Raw genomic sequence first — 19,495 nt, 5'->3', positions numbered from 1 at the left:
TACCCATCAAAATAAACCGAGAGTATCTCTCGGTTTATTTTCTATATTTCTTTACGTAGTGCGCTAAAGCAAGTAACGGATATATATGCCCATAACTATGATAGCGAATATAAAAGCCCCCCGGTAACCCTGTACCAGTAGGATATTTTTCATTCATAGTAGACTGCGCGAGCAAATATGTAATTCCTTTTCGAATAATCGGTGTTTCTTGATCGTAGTAAGAAATGAGTGCATCAAGTGCCCACGCTGTTTGTGACGGCGTACTAAAAGGTAAAGAAATAAATTTTTTCTCTACACTACTTTGACAGGATTCTCCCCACCCTCCGTCTTCATGCTGCAAATGTTCGAGCCATGAAGCTGCTTTTTTCAACGATGGATGAGTAGAAGGCACTCCTAATGCACGTAAGCCTGTCATCGTTGCCCATGTCCCATATATATAACATATCCCCCATTTTCCATACCATGATCCATTCTGTTCCTGTACATCCATTAACCATTTGATAGCTTTCTTTTTTTGCTCTTCAAGCAATTCATTCGGTGCATACGTTCCGAATAATTCTAACACCCTACCTGTAATATCTGGTGTGGACGGATCGGTTATCATATCACTCGCATTTTCAATCGGCAAATTCGATAGTAACTTGCTCGTTACCCCTCGTTCAAAAGCTCCCCAGCCTCCATCATTGTTTTGCAATCCTTTTACCCATTCCACACCTCTTCCCCACGCATCATCTACTCTATCATTCCCTCTACTTCGCGCTAACGCTCTAAGGGCAGCTGTAGTATCGTCTATATCAGGGATCGTCGTATTAACATCTGAAAATCCCCAACCGCCAGCTACAAGTGATGATGCATGTACGCTCCAATCTACCTTTTTAGTTTGTTGTTTTTGCAATAAATACTCCGTCGCCCTTTGAATCATCTTATTTTCACTTGTAACTTTAGCTTCTTGCAATGAATAGCTAAGTAAAGCGGTATCCCATACGGTAGAAGGAGAATTTTGCAAATGACTTCCTCTGTCCATCTTCCATATATAAGATTTTAATCCTGTCACAGCTTTCTCAATAATTGGAGACTGAATAGAGTGCCCTAATGCAAGCAAAGCATAAATCATATAAAACGTAGCACTGGCGTAACTATATAATGTTCCATTTTCATCTATACGCTCCTTCATAAAGCGCTCTACTTCTTCGTATCCTTTATGATGTAACGATAATGGATAAGATATTACCTTTTTCACATCACCTAAAAACGATTGAAACAGCGGAGACCGCTCCTCTCGAAACCATTGCCCACCCCCGCCTGCAATATGATTTAAATTTGGCAATAACTTTTTCTCTACACGGAATCTCTTATTCATACAAATCATCATCGGAATTAAATGTATACGCGCTGAGCTGCTTAGCCCAAATATACTGAGGGGGGAGTCATCTTGTAAAAATAAGATTGGCGTTGGAAAGTGAAAAAGCGCAGGAAATTCATATTCTCCATGAATCGCTAATAAAAATTTCGTCATAAAATGAGCACGAGAAACTCCCCCGTGTTCCTTAATAAACATTTCAGCTCGCCTCATATTCATATCTTCTTTCGAATATTTTTCCGAAGCAAGTAAAGCAGCATATGCTTGAATCGTCGCGGATAAATTCCCTCCCTTTTCATCTTCGTATAATTTCCAAGTCCCTTCATTTGTTTGAAGAGATACTAACCTTTTCACAAACGGTTCTATTTCGTCATTTCGCCCTAATAATTTGAGTAAAAAAATCATGTGACAATCCGTTAGCAAAGCTCCTTCAAAACAAAATTGCCACGTTCCGTCTTGCTTTTGCATCGTTTGAAGTGCAGTCGTTCTCCGCTCTATCTCCTCATGCACTTTGTCATATAGTAGCACACCGCTCACCCACCCTTTCTAAGTCCGTATACGATATTCGAAAACTCATCTAAATATGTATGAAAACAAAGAAAAGCAGAACGTGCATTACACACATTCTGCTTACAAACAATACCCAACCCCGACAACAATTCCTAATAGTGCACCAACAACAACTTGATACGGTGTATGTCCAACGAGCTCATTTAACTTTTTATATTCTGTTTGTCTACCATGAAAAAAATCATTCAATATTTTCGCTTGCTTACTTACCGCAAGCCTTACTCCTGAAGCATCGTACATAACAATAATGGCAAAAATAGCGGCAACCGCAAATATTGGACTCTCCACACCTTCCACCACTCCGACACCTGTAGCAAGTGCAGTAACAGTCGAAGCATGCGAACTTGGCATTCCACCTGAAGCAAAGAACTTAGCAAAATCAAACTCGCCTGTTTTTATTAATTTAAAAACGACTTTCGTTAACTGTGCTAAAAACCAAGAAATTATAGCTGCTATAAGTGGATCATTATGTAAAATTGTTTCCATGTTTTTCAGCTCCTCACTGACTATAATGGAATTTCTATATAATATAAGTATAAAGAAAAATGCGTAGAAAATACTACGCATTATGATACTTTTGCTGATTTATTTTTAATAAATTTTGGTTGCTTCTGTAGTAGAAACTTTGTTTTCGCCATTGAAAAGACAAATAAAGCAATCCATATACAGAAAAACGCAATCATATGAGTAGATGTGAAATGTTCACCAAAAACGAACACACCTAAAATTAAACTAATAGTCGGCGCGATGTATTGTAAAAATCCTATCATATAGAGCGGAATAAGTTGTGCTCCTTTAGCAAAATAAAAGAGTGGTAACGCTGTAACAATACCTGCCCCTATTAAAAGAAACGTTGATATTGCCGAAATAGAACCGAACGAACCAAAGCCATGAACTCCTGTCATAAACAAATATATAAGTGCAAATGGCGTCACTAACATCGTTTCCATCGTAAGCCCAATTGTTGCATCATAATTTAATAATTTTTTTGTTAATCCATATAATCCAAATGAAAAAGCAAGTGAAAGAGAAACCCATGGAATTGATCCGAAACGTATCGTTAAAATAACAACGCCCAATCCAGCTAAACCAACCGCAACATATTGCCAAAAATTAAGCTTCTCTTTTAAAACAACTGTACCAAGTAAAATACTTATAAGTGGATTAATATAATACCCAAGACTTGCTTCGATTACATGGTTATGATTTACGGCCCATATGTATACAAACCAGTTTCCACTAATAAGTACCGAAGCAATTGTTAATGACATTAATAATTTAGGTCGTTTAAAAAGGGCCACTAACTCCCCACCAAACTGACGAAACCTCTTCGTTACTCCTAAAACTAACAACATAAAAACAAATGCCCAAACGATGCGATGCGCTAATATTTCATCTGCCGGTACTTCCTCCACCCATTTCCAATAAATCGGAAGGACTCCCCACATCGTATACGCACCTGCTGCATATATAATCCCCTGCTTTTGCTCTGCTGTTTGACTCCCCATCTTCCTTTTTCTCCTCTTCTCTTTTTTTCTTCATTATAAAGTCTCACATGCTTACTTTACCAATATTCAATCTGCATTTCTTTCGACATTCCTCTTGCAAATCCTTTATATGTATAAAAACACTCCTACTGTTATAATAACGAGCACTGGAATACCGAAGACAAATTTACTTTTATGTGTCTTATGATGAAACATATACATACCAATCCAAGCTCCAACCGCTCCTCCAGCTGCAGCTGATAAAAACAACGTACTTTCTGGCGTTCTCCACTGCTTTTTCTTTGCTTTTCGCTTATCAAGCCCCATCATACTAAATGCTATAACGTTAATAATAATAAAATATATCCATTTCATCTTATTCTCTCCCTTAAAAAATTCGCTTTATTGTAACACGAAAAAACCACGCAGGCGAGTAGCCTGCATGGTTTTATAATTCAGTCTCTTGATTTTCTTGTTCTTTCTGTTCTTCCATTTGTTGTTCAGCGATTTCCGCTGAAATCATTCCATAATAAATTTCTGGATATAATCCAAATATTTGATATACACTTCCTAAAAATGGCATCGGAATCCCTCATTTCTAAAGTTGTATTGTCATTCTTAAGGATTCCCTTTTCACTCATTATACATTCGTTTTTGGCACTTCTTCTTCATCGGGAACATGTAATATATTTTGCCATTTTTTATAAGGCGCACTATTTGGGTCCACATACCCTTTCGCATACGAACGATCCCACAATTGTTTCATAAACATCTCTTTCTCTTTCTTCGCAACCATATCTGCACCTGTTCCGTAATAGTTTTGGAAATACAGCTCAATTTCATCAAGGAATAGCCTTAACAAATCGTCAGATGTTTCTTCTAACGTCGGGTCATATTTTGCCTCACGGTCATACATTAAAATCATATCTAAAATATTATGAACATGCTCTTTACGGAGCCATCTTATATCTTGAGCGCCTAATACAAATGCATGTGTATATAAATGTCCACCTTGTATCATTGCCTTTTCTTGTTCTTCTTCAAATCGTGACAAGATGTTTTCATAAATAAACGGATTATGAAGCAATGCTCTGTGCAACTTATAACTTTCACTTGAAATATTTTTCCCCATCGACTGAATTAAAAAGCTACGGCCAACACCATTATATTGATACACGAATTGTCCATCAACAGCAACTAAGCTAATCCAGCGATACATATACGCGTATAGAAGAGCACGATTACATTTGTCGTAATCTAACTTCGTTTGCGTTGCATTCAAGTCTGGCATAAAGGCTGGTAAGTGCCAATATTTATCTAAATGCGGCGTCAAACTAGATTTTTTACTATTTAATTTGTTCACGCGGCGATAATACGATTGAAAATAATCACCTTTATCGTTCATAAAACCATTCGCAATATGTCCAGATGAAAGCTTAGGAAAATCTTGTAGCGATAATCCGTAATGAGCACGATAACAAATCACTTCAAATGGTGAAAACGCCTCGTTTACCGTATCTTTTTCTTTAAACATTTCTTGCAATAACTCTTCTTGCAATTCTTGTTTTAAAGATGGATGTACGCCCCAATATTGTAATTCTCTATGATGAGAAACTTTCGGAACGAACGGACTTGCTAAATGGAAAAGATCTTCAATTTTTTCACGAACGTATTCATCACGATCACGCTTCTTGAAATCTGCTTCTTTTCGCAATGCTTCAACGATATTAAGCTCTAATTTGTCACGATAGCGCACTTGAAGTTCGTCATAACAATAACTCAATATATGTTCACGATAGAAGTCTTCCACCTTTTTCGACTGAATTTCTTCGGCTTTCGCATCACGACAATATTCCCCGTACAAGCTCATATAAATTTCGGACGATATATCTTTCGGTAATACACCTAAATTTAAATGTTGCTGCATATCTTGCCAAATCTTTTCTTGCAATTTCTCTTCAGCTAATACGTATACATTCGTCGGGTTCGTTTTCCCCTCAAATTCCTTGCTTCGCTTTTGGATTTCAAACAATAAATTTTCACGTGTTTCGTATAAATTATCAAAGAATCTTTCCCAATATTGAATCATTTTATCAACTGCTTGGTATAGCGATTGATACACGAGTTCTAACAACATTTCTTTACGATACTCACTTAATTTGTGTACGTACTGCGTTACAATATCTTCAAATTCTTTTTTAAACAAACGCTGCTGATTATTAATCATTTTTCCAAACCAGCCTTGTTGCTGCGCAATTTCAACGCGGCGAACAGCCGTTACAGTTCCATCAATATTACTCACATTAAATTTCTTATCGTAGTTTTGAATTAAATTACGCTTTTGTTCATTATTTTCATGTAGTCGATTCATCTTCTCTACTAACTGCTTACGAATTTCATACAGCATAAAACGTGCTGCAACTGGATGAACTGGATCCGTTTTCTTTAAAAACCATGTATTTAATTGATAAGACTGTCCTTCTGAGCCACTCGGTGTAAAGCGGTCTGATTCGATCATGTCATATAAAAGGGTAGTAACATGCTCATGTACACGGCTCGGAATGGCATAAGCATATAAACGAACCGCATGATCAACTCTCGCTACTTCCCCCTTCATTTGTTCCATCATTTTAAGCTTCGCAGCCGATATTTTGCACTCATGCTGCAGGCGGTTTAATTCCTCATCTTTTTGCACTGTACGGTGTACGTAACTCTCTACAGCATCTAAAAACAATTTTGATTTTGCAACACCGAGCTTACCACCCTCTGCCCCTTCACGTGTTTCATGGTACATTTGTCTATAAAAAATATGAGCTTGTTCTGGCCGAGTAGCAAGATGCTCTAAGTCTTCTAAATAACTTTTCCCGCGCTCAGGCTTTTCACGCTGCATACCGCGCTTTACATCTTGATCATATCTTTGCTTCTTCTCTTGAAACAGTTGATCTAAATGAAGCCAAGATTCATCTAAACCTTGCACCGCCCATTTTAAAGCACAGTATTTCAAAACGTGCTCATACGGATAAATGAGCTTCGCCGTTCCTGCTCCGCAATATCTCCCTTTCCCACTCGATTCTGCCAATTGCTGAATTTGATTATCTTCTTGCGCAAAATGATTTGCAGACATTGGACTGAATAACTGTAAATAAATCGTATTTGCCATTTGCTCCATATAATCCGATAAATTGTGCAAATGGTGCCCATGTAAATTTTCATAATCATATAAGAAGCAATAATTGTACGGTAAATGATGCTGCTTTATCGTATGATTTGTTCTTCCGTCCTCATCCACTTGATCAGGACGATATTCTAATTCAATCGTTACGCCGCCTCGTTTTGATAATTCACCAGTCGACCCAAGCGTAATAGCGTGCAACTCTTTTAACGATGCATAACCATTCGCTTGCACAGTTTCAAACTCTTTCGCACTAACCGTTCTCGTCTTAACTAAAACATCTGGCATTAAAAACGCACCGCGAATTAAAATGTTATGATGCTGCAATTTCTTCCGGAGCATCTCACGCAAATATAATGCGATTTGTAAAAACATCCCTGAGCCTGTTCCGCCGGCTAGTGATGTTACAATAATGACACGTACACCATATTCCGTCTGATCACTTGTAACTGGAAAAATCTTCTCGATTTCTTGCCAAAACGATGTGAGTTTATCTTCTTTCATCGCTGCACGTAACGCTAACCGTGAAATGACGCGTAACTGTCCAGCCCCTTCTGTTAACGGTTTATCAAGTATAGTCGGGTCCATCGGAAACCACTCTGGAATCGTTGGATCTCCCGCAATATACTCTCTCGGTGTTTTACTCGAGCTCGTTTGCGTCTTAAACTTCCGAATATGATCAAATTTACTCAATGTATTCACATCTGTATCAAATACATGCATCGCTACCTTTTTACGACGCTCCTCAGGTAATCTTTCATATATTTGATGTGTGACAGTACTACCGATTCCACCTAAGCCAATTAAAATTGTTGGAACTTGTAATGTCATGTGAACCACCTTCCTATTCTTGCTTGTTTGAAAAGAAGAATAAAGAGAGCCGGGCCTCCTCCGCCCCTCTTACACCCTATCTACTATTCACATTCGTACCGGTAAATCTCCTTACCATATCCTCTATCAATTACTAAAAGTTCATTTGGATACAACGTCTTATGCTCCATTCCTACCTCTTCCTCTGTTATAAACATCCCATCAATAATCATCCCAACCACTTGCGATTCTTTCGCTACAAATATAGATTTCGATCCTTTTTTCGCTATTAATGTTACAGATTGCACAGTCTTTCTTTCTGCTCGGAATGGAATGCCAAAATAGTGCTTCCACCATTTATTTTTAAGTAACTCTGGTTCAGATTGATAAAGCCAATCTTTCGCTACTTCTTGATCCCATTCGTAATATAGTAATGCTTTCCTATGAAATCTCGGACGAACAATCCATCCTAAAATAATAATTCCTACTATTAAAAGTAATAAAGTGATAGGAATTACAAATTTAAAAATGAGCGCATACTTCTCAAAAAACGGCGCATTTTCAATGTGCAGTACGATCTTTTCCTTTACTTCTTGTAATGTTGAATCATTGATCGTGATGGTAGCCTCTACGGTGCCGGTATCTGTAAAATTGAATGTGTCGGAGTAATAAGGGCGAGGATAAACATAAACTTGACTACCATGCTGTTTTAATTCATAGTTGATCGATTGATTCGATGTGACACCAGTAGATTTTAATAGTTTCTTTACAGCCTCTTCTGTCATCGGTTTACCATTTAACTGGGGCTGTAAAATAAATGGTTTACTATTTTCTAAATTTGTTACCTTTTCTTCATAATCTTTCGTAACAGCTTGAAGTGTTAATTTTGGTTTTTCAGCTGGTTCAATCTTGAATTCTTTCGTCTGTCTATAAAATCCCTTTATATTCATATGGACTTTCCCGCGTACTAACGCTTTACCAACCTGTGTCTCGTAATAAAACACATGTCTTTTATCATCCCACTTCATCGGATACTGCTTTCCATCTATTTCTACTTCTGCTTCGAAATAAGAAGTTTGAATTGGTAATTCAGTAGGTTTCGCTTCAATAACAGCTGTCACACCTTCATACATTTTCTCAACATTTTTTCTATCTTTATCATCTTTGTCGTACGTAGAAACAGTATAATTAAGCGCTGGTTCAACAAGTACTTGTAATCCCTCTTTCTCAATGTCCTGATCCACTTCTATCGTATATGTCCCTGGCTTAATCACTTCCTGGTTCGCTGTACTTACATGCACTATATTTCCGAATAATTTAGCTTCTCCTGGTGCATGTATAGAAAAAGAAGACTGCAATTGTAACGGTTTGGAAAGTTGCATAACTTTATAATTAGACAAAGAAGGTGATTGTCGTACAAGCGTCATACGCTTTAATGGAAACGGTGTTGTAATCTCTACTTTTTTCCCTACTATTTTCGTTTTGACAATCGACTCAACAGAAGAAAATGGATCACGATTTGCAACTAATGCTGCCACTTGATTCACACTTTGTACAATACCATCCTCACCGCTAGACGGCATGACAACTCCATTCATTTCTTTTTTCCAAATCTCTTTAAACGTATTTAACTGCAGCTTCTCTTGCTGCCCTAAATCCTCTTCCATCGTGATTAAGACTGGATGTAAAGAGATCTTTTTCGAATCCATTTCTTTCTTAAACTGCGCTAACTTCTGTGTAATTTGTTCTTTTCCGCCAATCTTATCTTTCTCCAAATCATTAAATGCCCCGTCAGTTAATACAATAAGCCAAAATTCACGTTTCCCATCTATATCTGCTTCCTTTTTTATAGATTGCATCGCCGTTTCTACTGCGCTAAATGGAGTATTTAAATATGTTTTCCACGCCCCAATCCCCTCAATTTCTGTTTGCCTTTGATCCTTTGTTAATGAAATGTTTAATGGAGCATCCGGCTTACTCATTGGAACGTAAGAAAATTTATCTTTCTCATCTAATAGCGCAACTAAACTTTGCAAGGCGTAATTGGCATACTTCCAGCGATCGTTATTTCTCATGCTGCCCGAATCATCATATACAAGTGAAACGACCCTTTCCTTTGCCTCCTCTCCTTTTGCAAAAACTGAAAAAGGTAAACATATAAATAGAAACAGCATGAACGTGGCACAAATTCGAATTTTCATGATGAGGCTTCGCCACCTTTGTAGACAAATTCCTATGTTTAAATTTATGAGAGGAAACAAGATATATGACTTGTATTTTAGGACAACAGTTCACAGCAATTACATTATGTAAACAAAAATGAACTACTCCCATATTTTATTTCGAATTTTTTCCTTATTATATATCTGAAATAACACATAGATTTCATACTTTTCCCGCTATAAATTCCACCATTAAAGTTTGATTTTCTTTTCAATACAAGAAATAAAGAGCACGCTATAATTAGCGCACTCTTTACTTCTTCACATATACTTCAACAATCGGATTTTCCTTTTGATCTGCATGTAAACGTATATTCTCTTCACCCGTATTATAAATGCTAGCTACCAGCATAACTGTTAACAAATTAGGGATTTTCCCGTCACTTCCATATTTTCGTTCAAGAGCTTCTGTATACTCGAAATCCAAATCACCCTGCACATATGTATACACTTCAAAACCATCTTTCAAATTACATACGACCGTATCAATAATATCCGCCCCTACTTGTTTCTTCATTTCACCTCGCAGTGCTTCTATTAATTCCTCCCAAGGAACTTCGTACGTCTGAAATTGGTCTGTAGATTTCATTTCTCTTCCTCCTCGTTATGTATCCTGTTCGTATATTTCCCCTTTCCTATAACAATTATGATAGATAGGTCATTCGTACAAGCCGCACTTGTCCCCCTTACATATCGTATTACTGTAATGGGGGAAGGAGGAAAGAACATGCATAGACAAAAATGTTATAATACATGCCAACGTTATTTCGGAAAAGTTGTTCGAATTGAAGACCGTGATGGTCATATCCATTTAGGAAAAATAATAGACGTGACAAATGATTCTGTTTGGATTGAGCCAGTGCAGCAGCGTTCATCTTTTGATACAGGGTTCGGATACTATAATGCATATTCAAACGGCGGATGTGATATTTGCGGCGGTATTAGCAGATGTGATAACTGTGGATTTGGATGCGGTGGTGGATTCGATGGTGGATTTAGTGGCTGTGGATGCGGCGGTCGTGGTTGCGGTGGTTGTGGCGGCGGTGGCTGGGGCCTTGAACTCGGATTTGGCTTTATTTTTGGAATTACTTTGGCTGCATTATTTTTCATCTAACATAGTAAAGAGTTGACTATCTTTAGCCAACTCTTTTTCTATTTTTCACATATAAAAATCCGATGCCCTAAAATATGTTGATACATAAGCAGTACTTGTTCGTGTTGCACCCACGCCTCATACAATTCTTCCGGAATAAAAGGTGATACATTCCACTCTGGCTCTTCCACATGTCCTGCAACTGTTTCTGCAATAGTTCCGCCACCCGCAATTGTAATTCTTTTAAAATTTGCTGCTTGAAATAAATGAATCCACTCATTCTCAGTTAATAATTCTTTCATACCGTATAACTGTCCAATCTTTTCCTCCTCTTTCTTCTCAATATGTTTTTCGGTAATCATTTCAATGACAACAAGCTTTCCATCCTTTTGTAATACACGATAACATTCCGAAATAACCTTTTCTTTATTTGTAAAAGCGAGTATAGATTCTCCAAGTACAAGCTCAAAAGAATCATTTAAACACGGTAACCCTTCTACATCGCCTTGAATCAATTGTATATTTAAACCATCAAACAACCATCTATCTTTCGCTTTTTTAATCATAATTTCATTCTTTTCAACCGCTGTCACTTTATAACCCAATTCTTTTGTCATATACGCCGCTGTTTTCCCCGTGCCGCAACCTATCTCAAGAACATTTGCTCCGTGTCTAAGTGGCAATTGAGATAGTAATTGCTTCGTTAACGTAAAACCACCAGGATGAGCACTCCCTATTCCGTAATAAGCTAAGAAGTCGATGTAAGTATTCCGTTCCATACAATTCTCCCTTTTTTATTTTATATATTCCAGGAAGGAAGAAAAGTGCATAAAAAAAGGGCGCATCGCGCGCCCTCTCTCTTACTTATCTTCACCAATATATGCCCATTTGTAGCTGTAATCTCCACCAACTGGGTGGTGAATAATACCTTTTACTTTCGCTCTTTGAACTAGAGCATCACCACGTTGGTATAACGGTGCAATTGCAGCATCTTCAAGTAACATTTTTTCAGCTTTCAGTAAGCTATCCCAGCGATCTTTCGTTTTCGTTAATAGCTCGCCTTTACCTTTTTCTACAATTTCATCATATTTCGGATTTGAATATCCAGTTTGGTTATGAGGTCCATTTGTAACGAACATATCAATGAATGTCATTGGATCTAAGTAGTCAGGTCCCCAACCAGCGTAAGATAAATCATAATCTAGATCTGATTCTAATTTTAATTTTTGTTTAAACGGTTGGTTTTTCAAATTCACTGTTAAGCCCGGTAAGTTCTTCTCAAGCTCTCCTTTTAAGAACTCCCCTACTTTTTTCGCGTTATCGCTATCGTAGTTTAATAACTCAATCGTTACTTGCTCTTTTCCAAGTTCTTTTTTCGCTTTTTCCCAATGCTCTTTTGCTTTCTTCACATCTGTTTTTAAAATATCTCCGTTATCTTTACGGAAGTCTTTTCCATCTGGACTTTTTGCAAATTCTTTTGGTACTAAGTAATCTGCAGGTGTAGATCCGTCATTTAAAATTACATTCGTTAAACCTTTTTTATCATATGCCATTGCAATCGCTAAACGTAAATCTTTGCTCTTTAATACTGTATCTTGATTACCACGTTTTTGGTTTAATCGTAAGAAGTACGTTGACGGTGTTTTTTGTGTAAAGAAATCTGGATTTGATTTATATTTGTCAACCATTTCAGATGTAAGTGCTGCACGATCGATTTGTCCACTTTCATATAAGTTTACACGTGTACCGCTATCTTTTACTACGTTAAAGTTGATTTCTTCTAATTTAACTGTTTTATTATCCCAGTATTGTGCATTTTTCTTTAACTTCCAACCTTCTTCATGTTTCCAGTCTGTTAATGTAAATGGTCCGTTGTATAACGTTGTATCTGATTCTAAACCGTATTTTTCTCCTTTTTCTTTTACGAATTTTTCATTTAACGGATAGAATGTTCCGAATGAAGTTAATTCTACAAAGTAAGGAACTGGATTTTCTAATTCTACCTCTAATGTGTAGTCATCTACAGCTTTTACACCTAACGTATCAAGTGGTGCTTTCCCATCATTAATTGCTTTTGCGTTCTTTAAATCAAACATAATGTATGCATATTCCGCTGCTGTATTTTTATCTACCGCACGTTTCCAAGCAAACACGAAATCCTTCGCTGTTACAGGTTCTCCATTTGACCATTTTGCATTTTTATTTAATGTGAATGTATATTTTTTACCATCACCACTCTTTTTATATGATTCAGCAACCCCTGGTGCTGCTTTATTATCTTTATCAAGTCGATATAAACCTTCCATTACGTTGTTTAAAGCAAGAAACGATACTTGGTCTGTCGCTTTAGAAGAATCCATAGATGGAATCTCTTGACTCTCTGTTAAATTAAGCACTTGCTTTGCTGCTAATTTTCCGCCTTCTTTTTCACTACTTTTCGGCGTTGTGTTCGTCTTTTCTTTTTCCCCTGATCCCGAGCAAGCTGTTAATGCCATACTCATTACTAGAACTGGTGCTACAACCGCTGTTAATTTTGTCATCTTTTTTCTCTTCATTTTTTTGTACCCTCCCCAATTATATGTACGATATTAACATTTAGAGATTCTCTATTAACTTTCGTTATCAGAAAATTCTTATTAATTAATATTCTACTATCTTTTTGAGTTTTGTAAAGTATTTTTGTAATTTTTCTAAATATTTATTTTTTTATTATAGTAACTTGTTGTTTTAATTACTATATGAATTATCCCCCGTCTACTATATGTAAACATATCTCCTCTTATTCTTCTCCATTGCTAAGTTCTATATTTTTCTTATAAAAATGAAATCTCTAACTATCTTATTGAATCCCTTCTACTATTCCTACAGTAGAATTTTAAAAGTGAACTCAAAATTTCCATGCTCCTTATTCTCCTATCCATACAAAAAAGCATTTCAAAAGCATATTAGCCGCTTTTGAAATGCTTTCATGTTATTTCTTTCCGCCATCCTCAGTTACATACGCCCACTTAAAGCTATATTCTGGACTAATGTTGTGTTTCACAATTCCTTTTACATTCGGTTTCATTACATATGATCTTCCTGTTTGATATAAAGGAACTAATCCTGCATCTTCTTCAAGGAATATTTTTTCTGCTTTCCCTAATGTTTCCCAGCGCTTCTTCGGATCAGACAATAATTCATTACCTGCTTTTTGTACCATTTCATCGTATTTCGGATTTGAATAACTCATTTGGTTATATGGACTCTTCGATTCAAACATATCAATAAATGTCATTGGATCCGAATAATCTGGGCTCCAACCTGCAAACGAAACTTCATAATCTTGCGCTGACTCTAATTTTAATTTTTGTTTAAATGGCTGAATTTTCGTGTTAACTGTTACACCTTTTAAGTTTTTCTCAATTTGATCTTTAAAATAATCGGCAATCTTTTTCGCAGTTCCATCATCATAGCTTAGTAATTCAATTGTAACTTGATCTTTTCCGAGTTCCTTTTTCGCCTCTTCCCAAGCTGCTGCGCCTTTTTTCACATCATATTTCAGACCATTTTTAAATGTATCTTGATAATCTTTACCATCCGGTCCCATCGCAAGCCCTTTTGGAACCAATTGATCCGTTGCTTTTGATCCATTATTTAATATAACGTTTGCTAAACCTTTTTTATCAATTGATAATGCGATTGCTTCACGAAGTTTTTTGCTCTTTAACGGTGTATCTTGTCCGTTACGCTTTTGATTTAAACGTAAGAAGAACGTACTTGCTTCTGAATACTCACCATATTCATCTTTGTTCGATTTATATTTATCTACAAATTCTCCTGATAATAATGTAAAGTCAATCGATCCTGTATCATATAAATTTACTTTTGTAGCCACTTCTTTTACAACGCTGTAATTAATTTCTTCTAATTTCACAGTCTTATTATCCCAATACTTATCATTTTTCTTCAGCTGCCAACCTTGTTCATGTTTCCACGATGCCATTACAAATGGCCCGTTATACAATGTTGTATCTGCTTCTAAACCGAATTTCTCTCCTTTTTCTTTTACGAACTTTTCATTTAAAGGATAATATGACGGGAATGCTAATAAATTTAAGAAGTACGGTACCGGTTTTTCTAATTCTACTTCTAGCGTGTAATCATCTACCGCCTTCGCTCCTAATTCAGTTCCAGGTTTTTCACCTTTATTAATTGCCTCTGCATTTTTAATATAGTAGGCAATAAACGCATATTCTGCAGCTGTGTTTTTATCAAGTAAGCGCTGCCATCCATATACGAAATCTTTCGCTGTTACAGGCTCTCCATTTGACCATTTCGCATCTTTACGCAGTTTAAACGTATATTTTTTACCATCTTCGCTTTTCGTACTTGATTCTGCAGCAGCCGGAATAGGCTTATTATCTTTATCAAGACGATATAATCCTTCCATCGTGTTCCCTAAAATTTGTGCCCCTAACGTATCAGTAGATTTAGAAGTGTCCATCGTCGGAATTTCTTGATTTTCCGTACGATTTAATACTTGCTTCGCTGCATATTTAATATCAGATTTTTTTTCTTCCCCACTATTAGATGTAGTAGTCGTTTTCTTCTCCCCACCTGATCCAGAGCATGCTGTCAATGCAACACTCATTGCTAAAACTGGTACTACAACCGCTGTTAACTTTTTCATCTTTTTTCTCTTCATTTTTGTACCCTCCCCAATTATATGTACATTACCAACCCTTGAGAGACCCCTTGCTAACAATTAATTTTCTGAAAATTATAACTAATATTATTCTACTCTTTTTTTCGCGTTTGTAAATAGTTTTATTTTTAATATTCTGATTTTTACTTTCGTAATTTAGTATGATTTATCCCCCATCTACTATATGTACATACTATACGCCTTATTCTTCTCTATTTAACTGAGCTAAAAAAAAGCATTTCAAAGTAACTAAGCTACTTTGAAATGCTTTTTTAACTCTATTATTTTTCAGTCACGTATGCCCACTTAAAGCTAAATTCTGGACTGATATTATGTTTTACTACACCTTTTACATTTGGTTGTAAAACATAAGAATCCCCACGTTGATATAAAGGTACAATCGCTACATCTTCTTCAAGTAATGTTTTTTCAGCTTTTCCTAACTCTTCCCAACGTTTCTTCGCATCGCTCATTAATTCTGTTCCAGCTTTCTTCACCATTTCATCATATTTAGGATCTGAGAAGCTCATTTGGTTATGAGAATGCTTAGACTCAAACATATCTAAGAATGTCATTGGATCTGCATAATCTGGATTCCAACCACCGTATGAAATATCATATTGTTGCTCAGATTCTAATTTTAGTTTTTGCTTAAATGGTTGAAGTTTAATGTTAACTGTTACACCTTTTAAGTTTTTCTCAATTTGGTCCTTAATATATTCTCCAACTTTTTTCGCATTACCAGTATCGTAGTTTAAGAATTCAATTGTAACTTGATCTTTACCAAGCTCTTTTTTCGCTTCTTCCCATGATGCAGCAGCTTTTTTAGCATCTGGTTTCAAACCATTTTTAAACGTTTCTTGGAAGTCTTTACCGTCCGGTCCAGTCGCTAATCCTTTTGGCACTAAGAAGTCAGCTTCTTTTGATCCATCATTTAAAATTACATTTGCTAGATTTTTCTTATCGATAGAAAGTGCAATTGCTTCACGCAATTTTTTGCTCTTTAATGGTGTATCTTGTCCATCACGTTTTTGGTTCATACGAATGAAGTACGTGCTCACTTGTGAGAATGTTCCGAATTCGTCTTTCTTATTTCTGTATTTATCTACGAACTCTCCATTTAATAAAGCAAAGTCAACTTGACCGCTATCATATAAGTTAATTAGCGTTGCTGCCTCTTTTACAACACTGAAGTTAACTTCTTCAAGTTTTACAGTCTTTTTATCCCAATATTGATCATTTTTCTTTAATTGCCATCCTTGTTCATGCTTCCAATCTTTAAGAACGAACGGTCCGTTATAAACTGTTGTATCAGACTCTAAGCCGAACTTCTCCCCTTTTTCTTTTACGTATTTTTCATTTAATGGGTAGTACGATGGGAATGCTACTAAGTTTAAGAAGTACGGTACTGCTTGCTCTAATTCAACTTCAAGCGTAAGATCATCTACCGCTTTCACTCCTAATTCAGCGACAGGTTTTTCTCCTTTATTAACCACTTCTGCATTTTTAATTGGGAATGCGATAAACGCATACTCAGCAGCTGTTTTTGGATCTAATAGACGTTGCCAAGCATATACGAAATCTTTCGCAGTTACTGGATCACCATTTGACCATTTTGCATCTTTACGTAGTTTAAATGTATATTTTTTACCATCTTCACTTTTCGTACTAGATTCTGCCGCAGCTGGCATCGGCTTATTATCTTTATCAAGACGATATAACCCTTCCATCGTATTCCCTAGCATTTGTGAAGATACTGTATCTGTTGATTTAGAAGAATCCATCGTTGGAATCTCTTGTGTTACTGTTCGATTTAAAACTTGTTTTGCCGCTAATTTTTCCCCTGACTTACTATCTCCACTAGAGCTAGAATTTGTGCTTGTCTTTTTATCTCCGCCTGATGTAGAACATGCTGTTAATGCCATGCTCATTGCTAAAACCGGTACTACAACTGCTGTTAGTTTTTTCATTTTTTTCTTTTTCATTTTTGTACCCTCCCTAATTCTAAACGATAGCTATTTAAGAATCTTCTGATAATTCTGTTTTTCTTTATATATTTATCAGACGATTCTTACTACTTCTTATTCTACTAATTTTTTAAAATTTGTAAAGTGTTATTATTGAAAATTTTAAAAAAATTATTTTTTTACAGTAATATTCATAAAAATTCCATATAGTTTTTTTACATCATTTATTATCGTTACATATACACTAATTTAATAGTGTTAATGATACTTCCCAATAAATAGACTGTAGATTGTCGTTAATAAATAATGTATATTCTAGAGATCTTTTTCCTACAAAAACAAAAAAAGCCCACTTTCTCAGTGGACTTTCTAATTTACAACGGTAAATCCCTCTTCCTAAACACTACAATTGCTACTATGAAGATACAAAGCGCTCCAGCAGTTAAGCCTATACTTACTGGCCATATATTATATGTTCCTTCAGCAATTTCTTTCGGACGAAATAATGTAAATAAAGATATATTTCTCATCCACTCTAATTTATCACTTAATTTCCCTACCATATCTAATACGAAAAATAAGATTGTTAAACTGGCTGAGTAGCTAAGTGCCTTTCTTTCATCATTACATATACAAGAAAAGAAAAATGAATAGGCACTAACTACTAAAAATATAAGCCCTCCGACTATGTTTATTTTCAAAAATAATTCTCGATTTAAGTTATTATCTTTTAAAAACCATTCTGCACCTAATATACCAGCTACATAAGTAACAATTACAATTATTAGTAGCCCCAATATGAGAACAGCAGCTTGTGTAATTGCAATTTGCACCCTTGATACAGGTGTTGCTAATAAATATGCCATCGCCCCTTTATCTACATGACGAGCAATTAAATGCGTTGCAACCGTGACACAAAAAATTGTTAAAATGATAATAAACAATAGACTATAATATTCACCAGCTAAAAAATCCATTACATTTTGAATCGGACTTTCCATTCCAACAATTTTTTTCACACTATCAGGCATGGCACTTATTAATTCATTTAAACCTTTGGCTGAAACCATCGATGGGAATATCCAAATTAATAACCATAAATAAAGAGCTGCACCAGTAGCATAGCTCAATATACTTTTTTTCGTTTCTTTCAAACTAGCTAAAAATAGTTGTTTATTCATGCTTTACCCCTTCTTTCTTCTCGTAATAATGCATAAATAAATGTTCTAAATCCGTCGCTCTCGTTTGAAGTGCAGTTACATTATAGTTTGAAAGTATTTGTAAAACAGTTTGATAGTTTCCTTGCACAATAATTGACGCCTCTCTACCTTTCACTCCTTCAAATTGCAAATCACATTGTTTAAGAGACTCGATTTCTTCTTGAGATGATACTGTTACATCTATCACCTGTCTTCTCATGCCTTGTAAATCATGAATGTTTTCAACGGTTACAAGACAACCATCTTTAATAATAGCTACTCTGTCACAAGTTCTCTCAATTTCAGTGAAAATATGTGATGACATAAGGATTGTTTTTCCTCTTTGCTTTTCCTCTAATATTAAATCTATAAATACTTGTTGCATAAGTGGATCGAGTCCTGATGTCGGTTCATCTAAAATTAACACTTCTGGATCATGCATAAATGCCGCAACTATACCTACTTTTTGTTTCATTCCTTTAGACATTTTTCGAATTGGTGTTTTCACATCGAACTGCAAACGTTCTATCAATTCATCTCGTCTTTTTATATTTTTTAACCCACGCATTCCTTGCATCAAATTTAAAAACTCTAATCCATTAATTCCTTCAATAAAAGAAATCTCTCCTGGTAAATAGCCAACTTCTCTTTGAATTTTCGCAGCATCTTCCCAACAATCTAATCCGAAAATTGTCGCTTTACCAGCCGTCGGTTTTATAAATCCCATTAAATTACGAATCGTTGTTGATTTCCCAGCACCATTTGGTCCTAAGTAGCCAAAAACTTCTCCTTCTTTCACTTCAAATGTAATATCAAACAAGCCTTTTCCATTTGAAAACTGTTTTGTAACATTTTGAACTGAAATCATAAACCCACCTCATTTTTTGAAATATTTAACATGTGATATTTCAAAATTATTGTACTCCTC

The 19,495-nt window shown here is 35.8% G+C and carries 15 protein-coding genes; 1 reads left to right on the top strand and 14 read right to left on the bottom strand.

The annotated features are described in order from the left end of the window. Positions 1–34 precede the first annotated feature (34 nt). The 8 genes from B5P42_RS20980 to B5P42_RS20945 all read right to left on the bottom strand — a co-directional run bounded on the left by B5P42_RS20980 (position 35) and on the right by B5P42_RS20945 (position 10,210). Positions 35–1,888 (bottom strand): terpene cyclase/mutase family protein, encoded by a 1,854-nt coding sequence (locus tag B5P42_RS20980; RefSeq protein ID WP_113735103.1) that lies wholly within the window; start codon positions 1,886–1,888, stop codon positions 35–37. A gap of 102 nt (positions 1,889–1,990) precedes the next feature. Continuing rightward, on the bottom strand, positions 1,991–2,416 hold the full coding sequence (locus tag B5P42_RS20975) for a divergent PAP2 family protein (protein ID WP_000447809.1): 426 nt from the start codon (positions 2,414–2,416) through the stop codon (positions 1,991–1,993). A gap of 80 nt (positions 2,417–2,496) precedes the next feature. Beyond that, the gene (gene rarD, locus B5P42_RS20970; protein WP_002014350.1) at positions 2,497–3,438 is read right to left on the bottom strand and encodes an EamA family transporter RarD; all 942 of its coding nucleotides are present in this window, start codon (positions 3,436–3,438) and stop codon (positions 2,497–2,499) included. Positions 3,439–3,543: 105 nt separating this feature from the next. Continuing rightward, the gene (locus tag B5P42_RS20965; RefSeq protein ID WP_000871335.1) at positions 3,544–3,792 is read right to left on the bottom strand and encodes a DUF1294 domain-containing protein; all 249 of its coding nucleotides are present in this window, start codon (positions 3,790–3,792) and stop codon (positions 3,544–3,546) included. A gap of 73 nt (positions 3,793–3,865) precedes the next feature. Next, on the bottom strand, positions 3,866–4,000 hold the full coding sequence (locus B5P42_RS20960) for a hypothetical protein (protein WP_002014348.1): 135 nt from the start codon (positions 3,998–4,000) through the stop codon (positions 3,866–3,868). A gap of 57 nt (positions 4,001–4,057) precedes the next feature. Continuing rightward, complete coding sequence (locus tag B5P42_RS20955) at positions 4,058–7,420, bottom strand: tubulin-like doman-containing protein (protein WP_002087746.1); 3,363 nt, start codon at positions 7,418–7,420, stop codon at positions 4,058–4,060. An 83-nt stretch (positions 7,421–7,503) separates the two neighbouring features. Then, on the bottom strand, positions 7,504–9,600 hold the full coding sequence (locus tag B5P42_RS20950) for a vWA domain-containing protein (protein ID WP_002128472.1): 2,097 nt from the start codon (positions 9,598–9,600) through the stop codon (positions 7,504–7,506). A gap of 274 nt (positions 9,601–9,874) precedes the next feature. Beyond that, positions 9,875–10,210: a hypothetical protein gene (locus tag B5P42_RS20945; protein WP_002033583.1), complete on the bottom strand. Its 336-nt coding sequence runs from the start codon at positions 10,208–10,210 to the stop codon at positions 9,875–9,877. Positions 10,211–10,348: 138 nt separating this feature from the next. Here B5P42_RS20945 and B5P42_RS20940 point away from each other — a divergent pair, with 138 nt between their 5' ends. Further along, entirely contained in the window at positions 10,349–10,735 is a 387-nt protein-coding gene (locus tag B5P42_RS20940) for a hypothetical protein (RefSeq protein WP_113735102.1), read from the top strand. 38 nt (positions 10,736–10,773) lie between these two features. On the opposite strand, the gene B5P42_RS20935 is transcribed toward B5P42_RS20940, so the two are convergent. From B5P42_RS20935 to B5P42_RS20910, 6 genes are all read right to left on the bottom strand, one after another. Beyond that, a complete protein-coding gene (locus B5P42_RS20935) occupies positions 10,774–11,493 on the bottom strand; it encodes a class I SAM-dependent methyltransferase (protein WP_113735101.1) in 720 nt (239 codons plus the stop codon). Between the two features lie 81 nt (positions 11,494–11,574). After that, positions 11,575–13,269 carry a peptide ABC transporter substrate-binding protein gene (locus B5P42_RS20930; protein WP_113735100.1) on the bottom strand — a complete coding sequence of 565 codons (1,695 nt, stop codon included), beginning with the start codon at positions 13,267–13,269 and terminating at the stop codon, positions 11,575–11,577. Between the two features lie 416 nt (positions 13,270–13,685). Continuing rightward, the gene (locus B5P42_RS20925) at positions 13,686–15,401 is read right to left on the bottom strand and encodes a peptide ABC transporter substrate-binding protein (RefSeq protein ID WP_113735099.1); all 1,716 of its coding nucleotides are present in this window, start codon (positions 15,399–15,401) and stop codon (positions 13,686–13,688) included. A gap of 281 nt (positions 15,402–15,682) precedes the next feature. Next, complete coding sequence (locus B5P42_RS20920; protein ID WP_113735098.1) at positions 15,683–17,386, bottom strand: peptide ABC transporter substrate-binding protein; 1,704 nt, start codon at positions 17,384–17,386, stop codon at positions 15,683–15,685. Between the two features lie 356 nt (positions 17,387–17,742). Then, positions 17,743–18,549, bottom strand: coding sequence for an ABC transporter permease subunit (locus B5P42_RS20915; protein ID WP_002087759.1), 807 nt, complete (start codon positions 18,547–18,549; stop codon positions 17,743–17,745). Next, a complete protein-coding gene (locus B5P42_RS20910) occupies positions 18,542–19,435 on the bottom strand; it encodes an ABC transporter ATP-binding protein (protein ID WP_113735097.1) in 894 nt (297 codons plus the stop codon). The genes B5P42_RS20915 and B5P42_RS20910 overlap by 8 nt, the downstream gene beginning before the upstream one ends. Positions 19,436–19,495 lie beyond the last annotated feature (60 nt).

This window comes from Bacillus sp. SRB_331 (assembly GCF_003264175.1).
GTDB classification, from domain to species: Bacteria; Bacillota; Bacilli; order Bacillales; family Bacillaceae_G; genus Bacillus_A; species Bacillus_A mycoides.
The sequence above is the reverse complement of the archived record's forward strand: the minus strand, read 5'-3'. Positions and strand labels throughout refer to the sequence as shown.

Excerpts from the sequence above, each read along its gene's own strand:
- B5P42_RS20950 (WP_002128472.1), bottom strand. The coding sequence starts at position 9,600 with ATGAAAATTCGAATTTGTGCCACGTTCATGCTGTTTCTATTTATATGT.
- B5P42_RS20920 (WP_113735098.1), bottom strand. The coding sequence starts at position 17,386 with ATGAAAAAGAAAAAAATGAAAAAACTAACAGCAGTTGTAGTACCGGTT.
- B5P42_RS20960 (WP_002014348.1), bottom strand. The coding sequence starts at position 4,000 with ATGCCATTTTTAGGAAGTGTATATCAAATATTTGGATTATATCCAGAA.
- B5P42_RS20930 (WP_113735100.1), bottom strand. The coding sequence starts at position 13,269 with ATGAAGAGAAAAAAGATGACAAAATTAACAGCGGTTGTAGCACCAGTT.
- B5P42_RS20925 (WP_113735099.1), bottom strand. The coding sequence starts at position 15,401 with ATGAAGAGAAAAAAGATGAAAAAGTTAACAGCGGTTGTAGTACCAGTT.
- B5P42_RS20975 (WP_000447809.1), bottom strand. The coding sequence starts at position 2,416 with ATGGAAACAATTTTACATAATGATCCACTTATAGCAGCTATAATTTCT.
- B5P42_RS20935 (WP_113735101.1), bottom strand. The coding sequence starts at position 11,493 with ATGGAACGGAATACTTACATCGACTTCTTAGCTTATTACGGAATAGGG.
- B5P42_RS20940 (WP_113735102.1), top strand. The coding sequence starts at position 10,349 with ATGCATAGACAAAAATGTTATAATACATGCCAACGTTATTTCGGAAAA.
- rarD (WP_002014350.1), bottom strand. The coding sequence starts at position 3,438 with ATGGGGAGTCAAACAGCAGAGCAAAAGCAGGGGATTATATATGCAGCA.
- B5P42_RS20915 (WP_002087759.1), bottom strand. The coding sequence starts at position 18,549 with ATGAATAAACAACTATTTTTAGCTAGTTTGAAAGAAACGAAAAAAAGT.
- B5P42_RS20965 (WP_000871335.1), bottom strand. The coding sequence starts at position 3,792 with ATGAAATGGATATATTTTATTATTATTAACGTTATAGCATTTAGTATG.
- B5P42_RS20945 (WP_002033583.1), bottom strand. The coding sequence starts at position 10,210 with ATGAAATCTACAGACCAATTTCAGACGTACGAAGTTCCTTGGGAGGAA.
- B5P42_RS20910 (WP_113735097.1), bottom strand. The coding sequence starts at position 19,435 with ATGATTTCAGTTCAAAATGTTACAAAACAGTTTTCAAATGGAAAAGGC.
- B5P42_RS20955 (WP_002087746.1), bottom strand. The coding sequence starts at position 7,420 with ATGACATTACAAGTTCCAACAATTTTAATTGGCTTAGGTGGAATCGGT.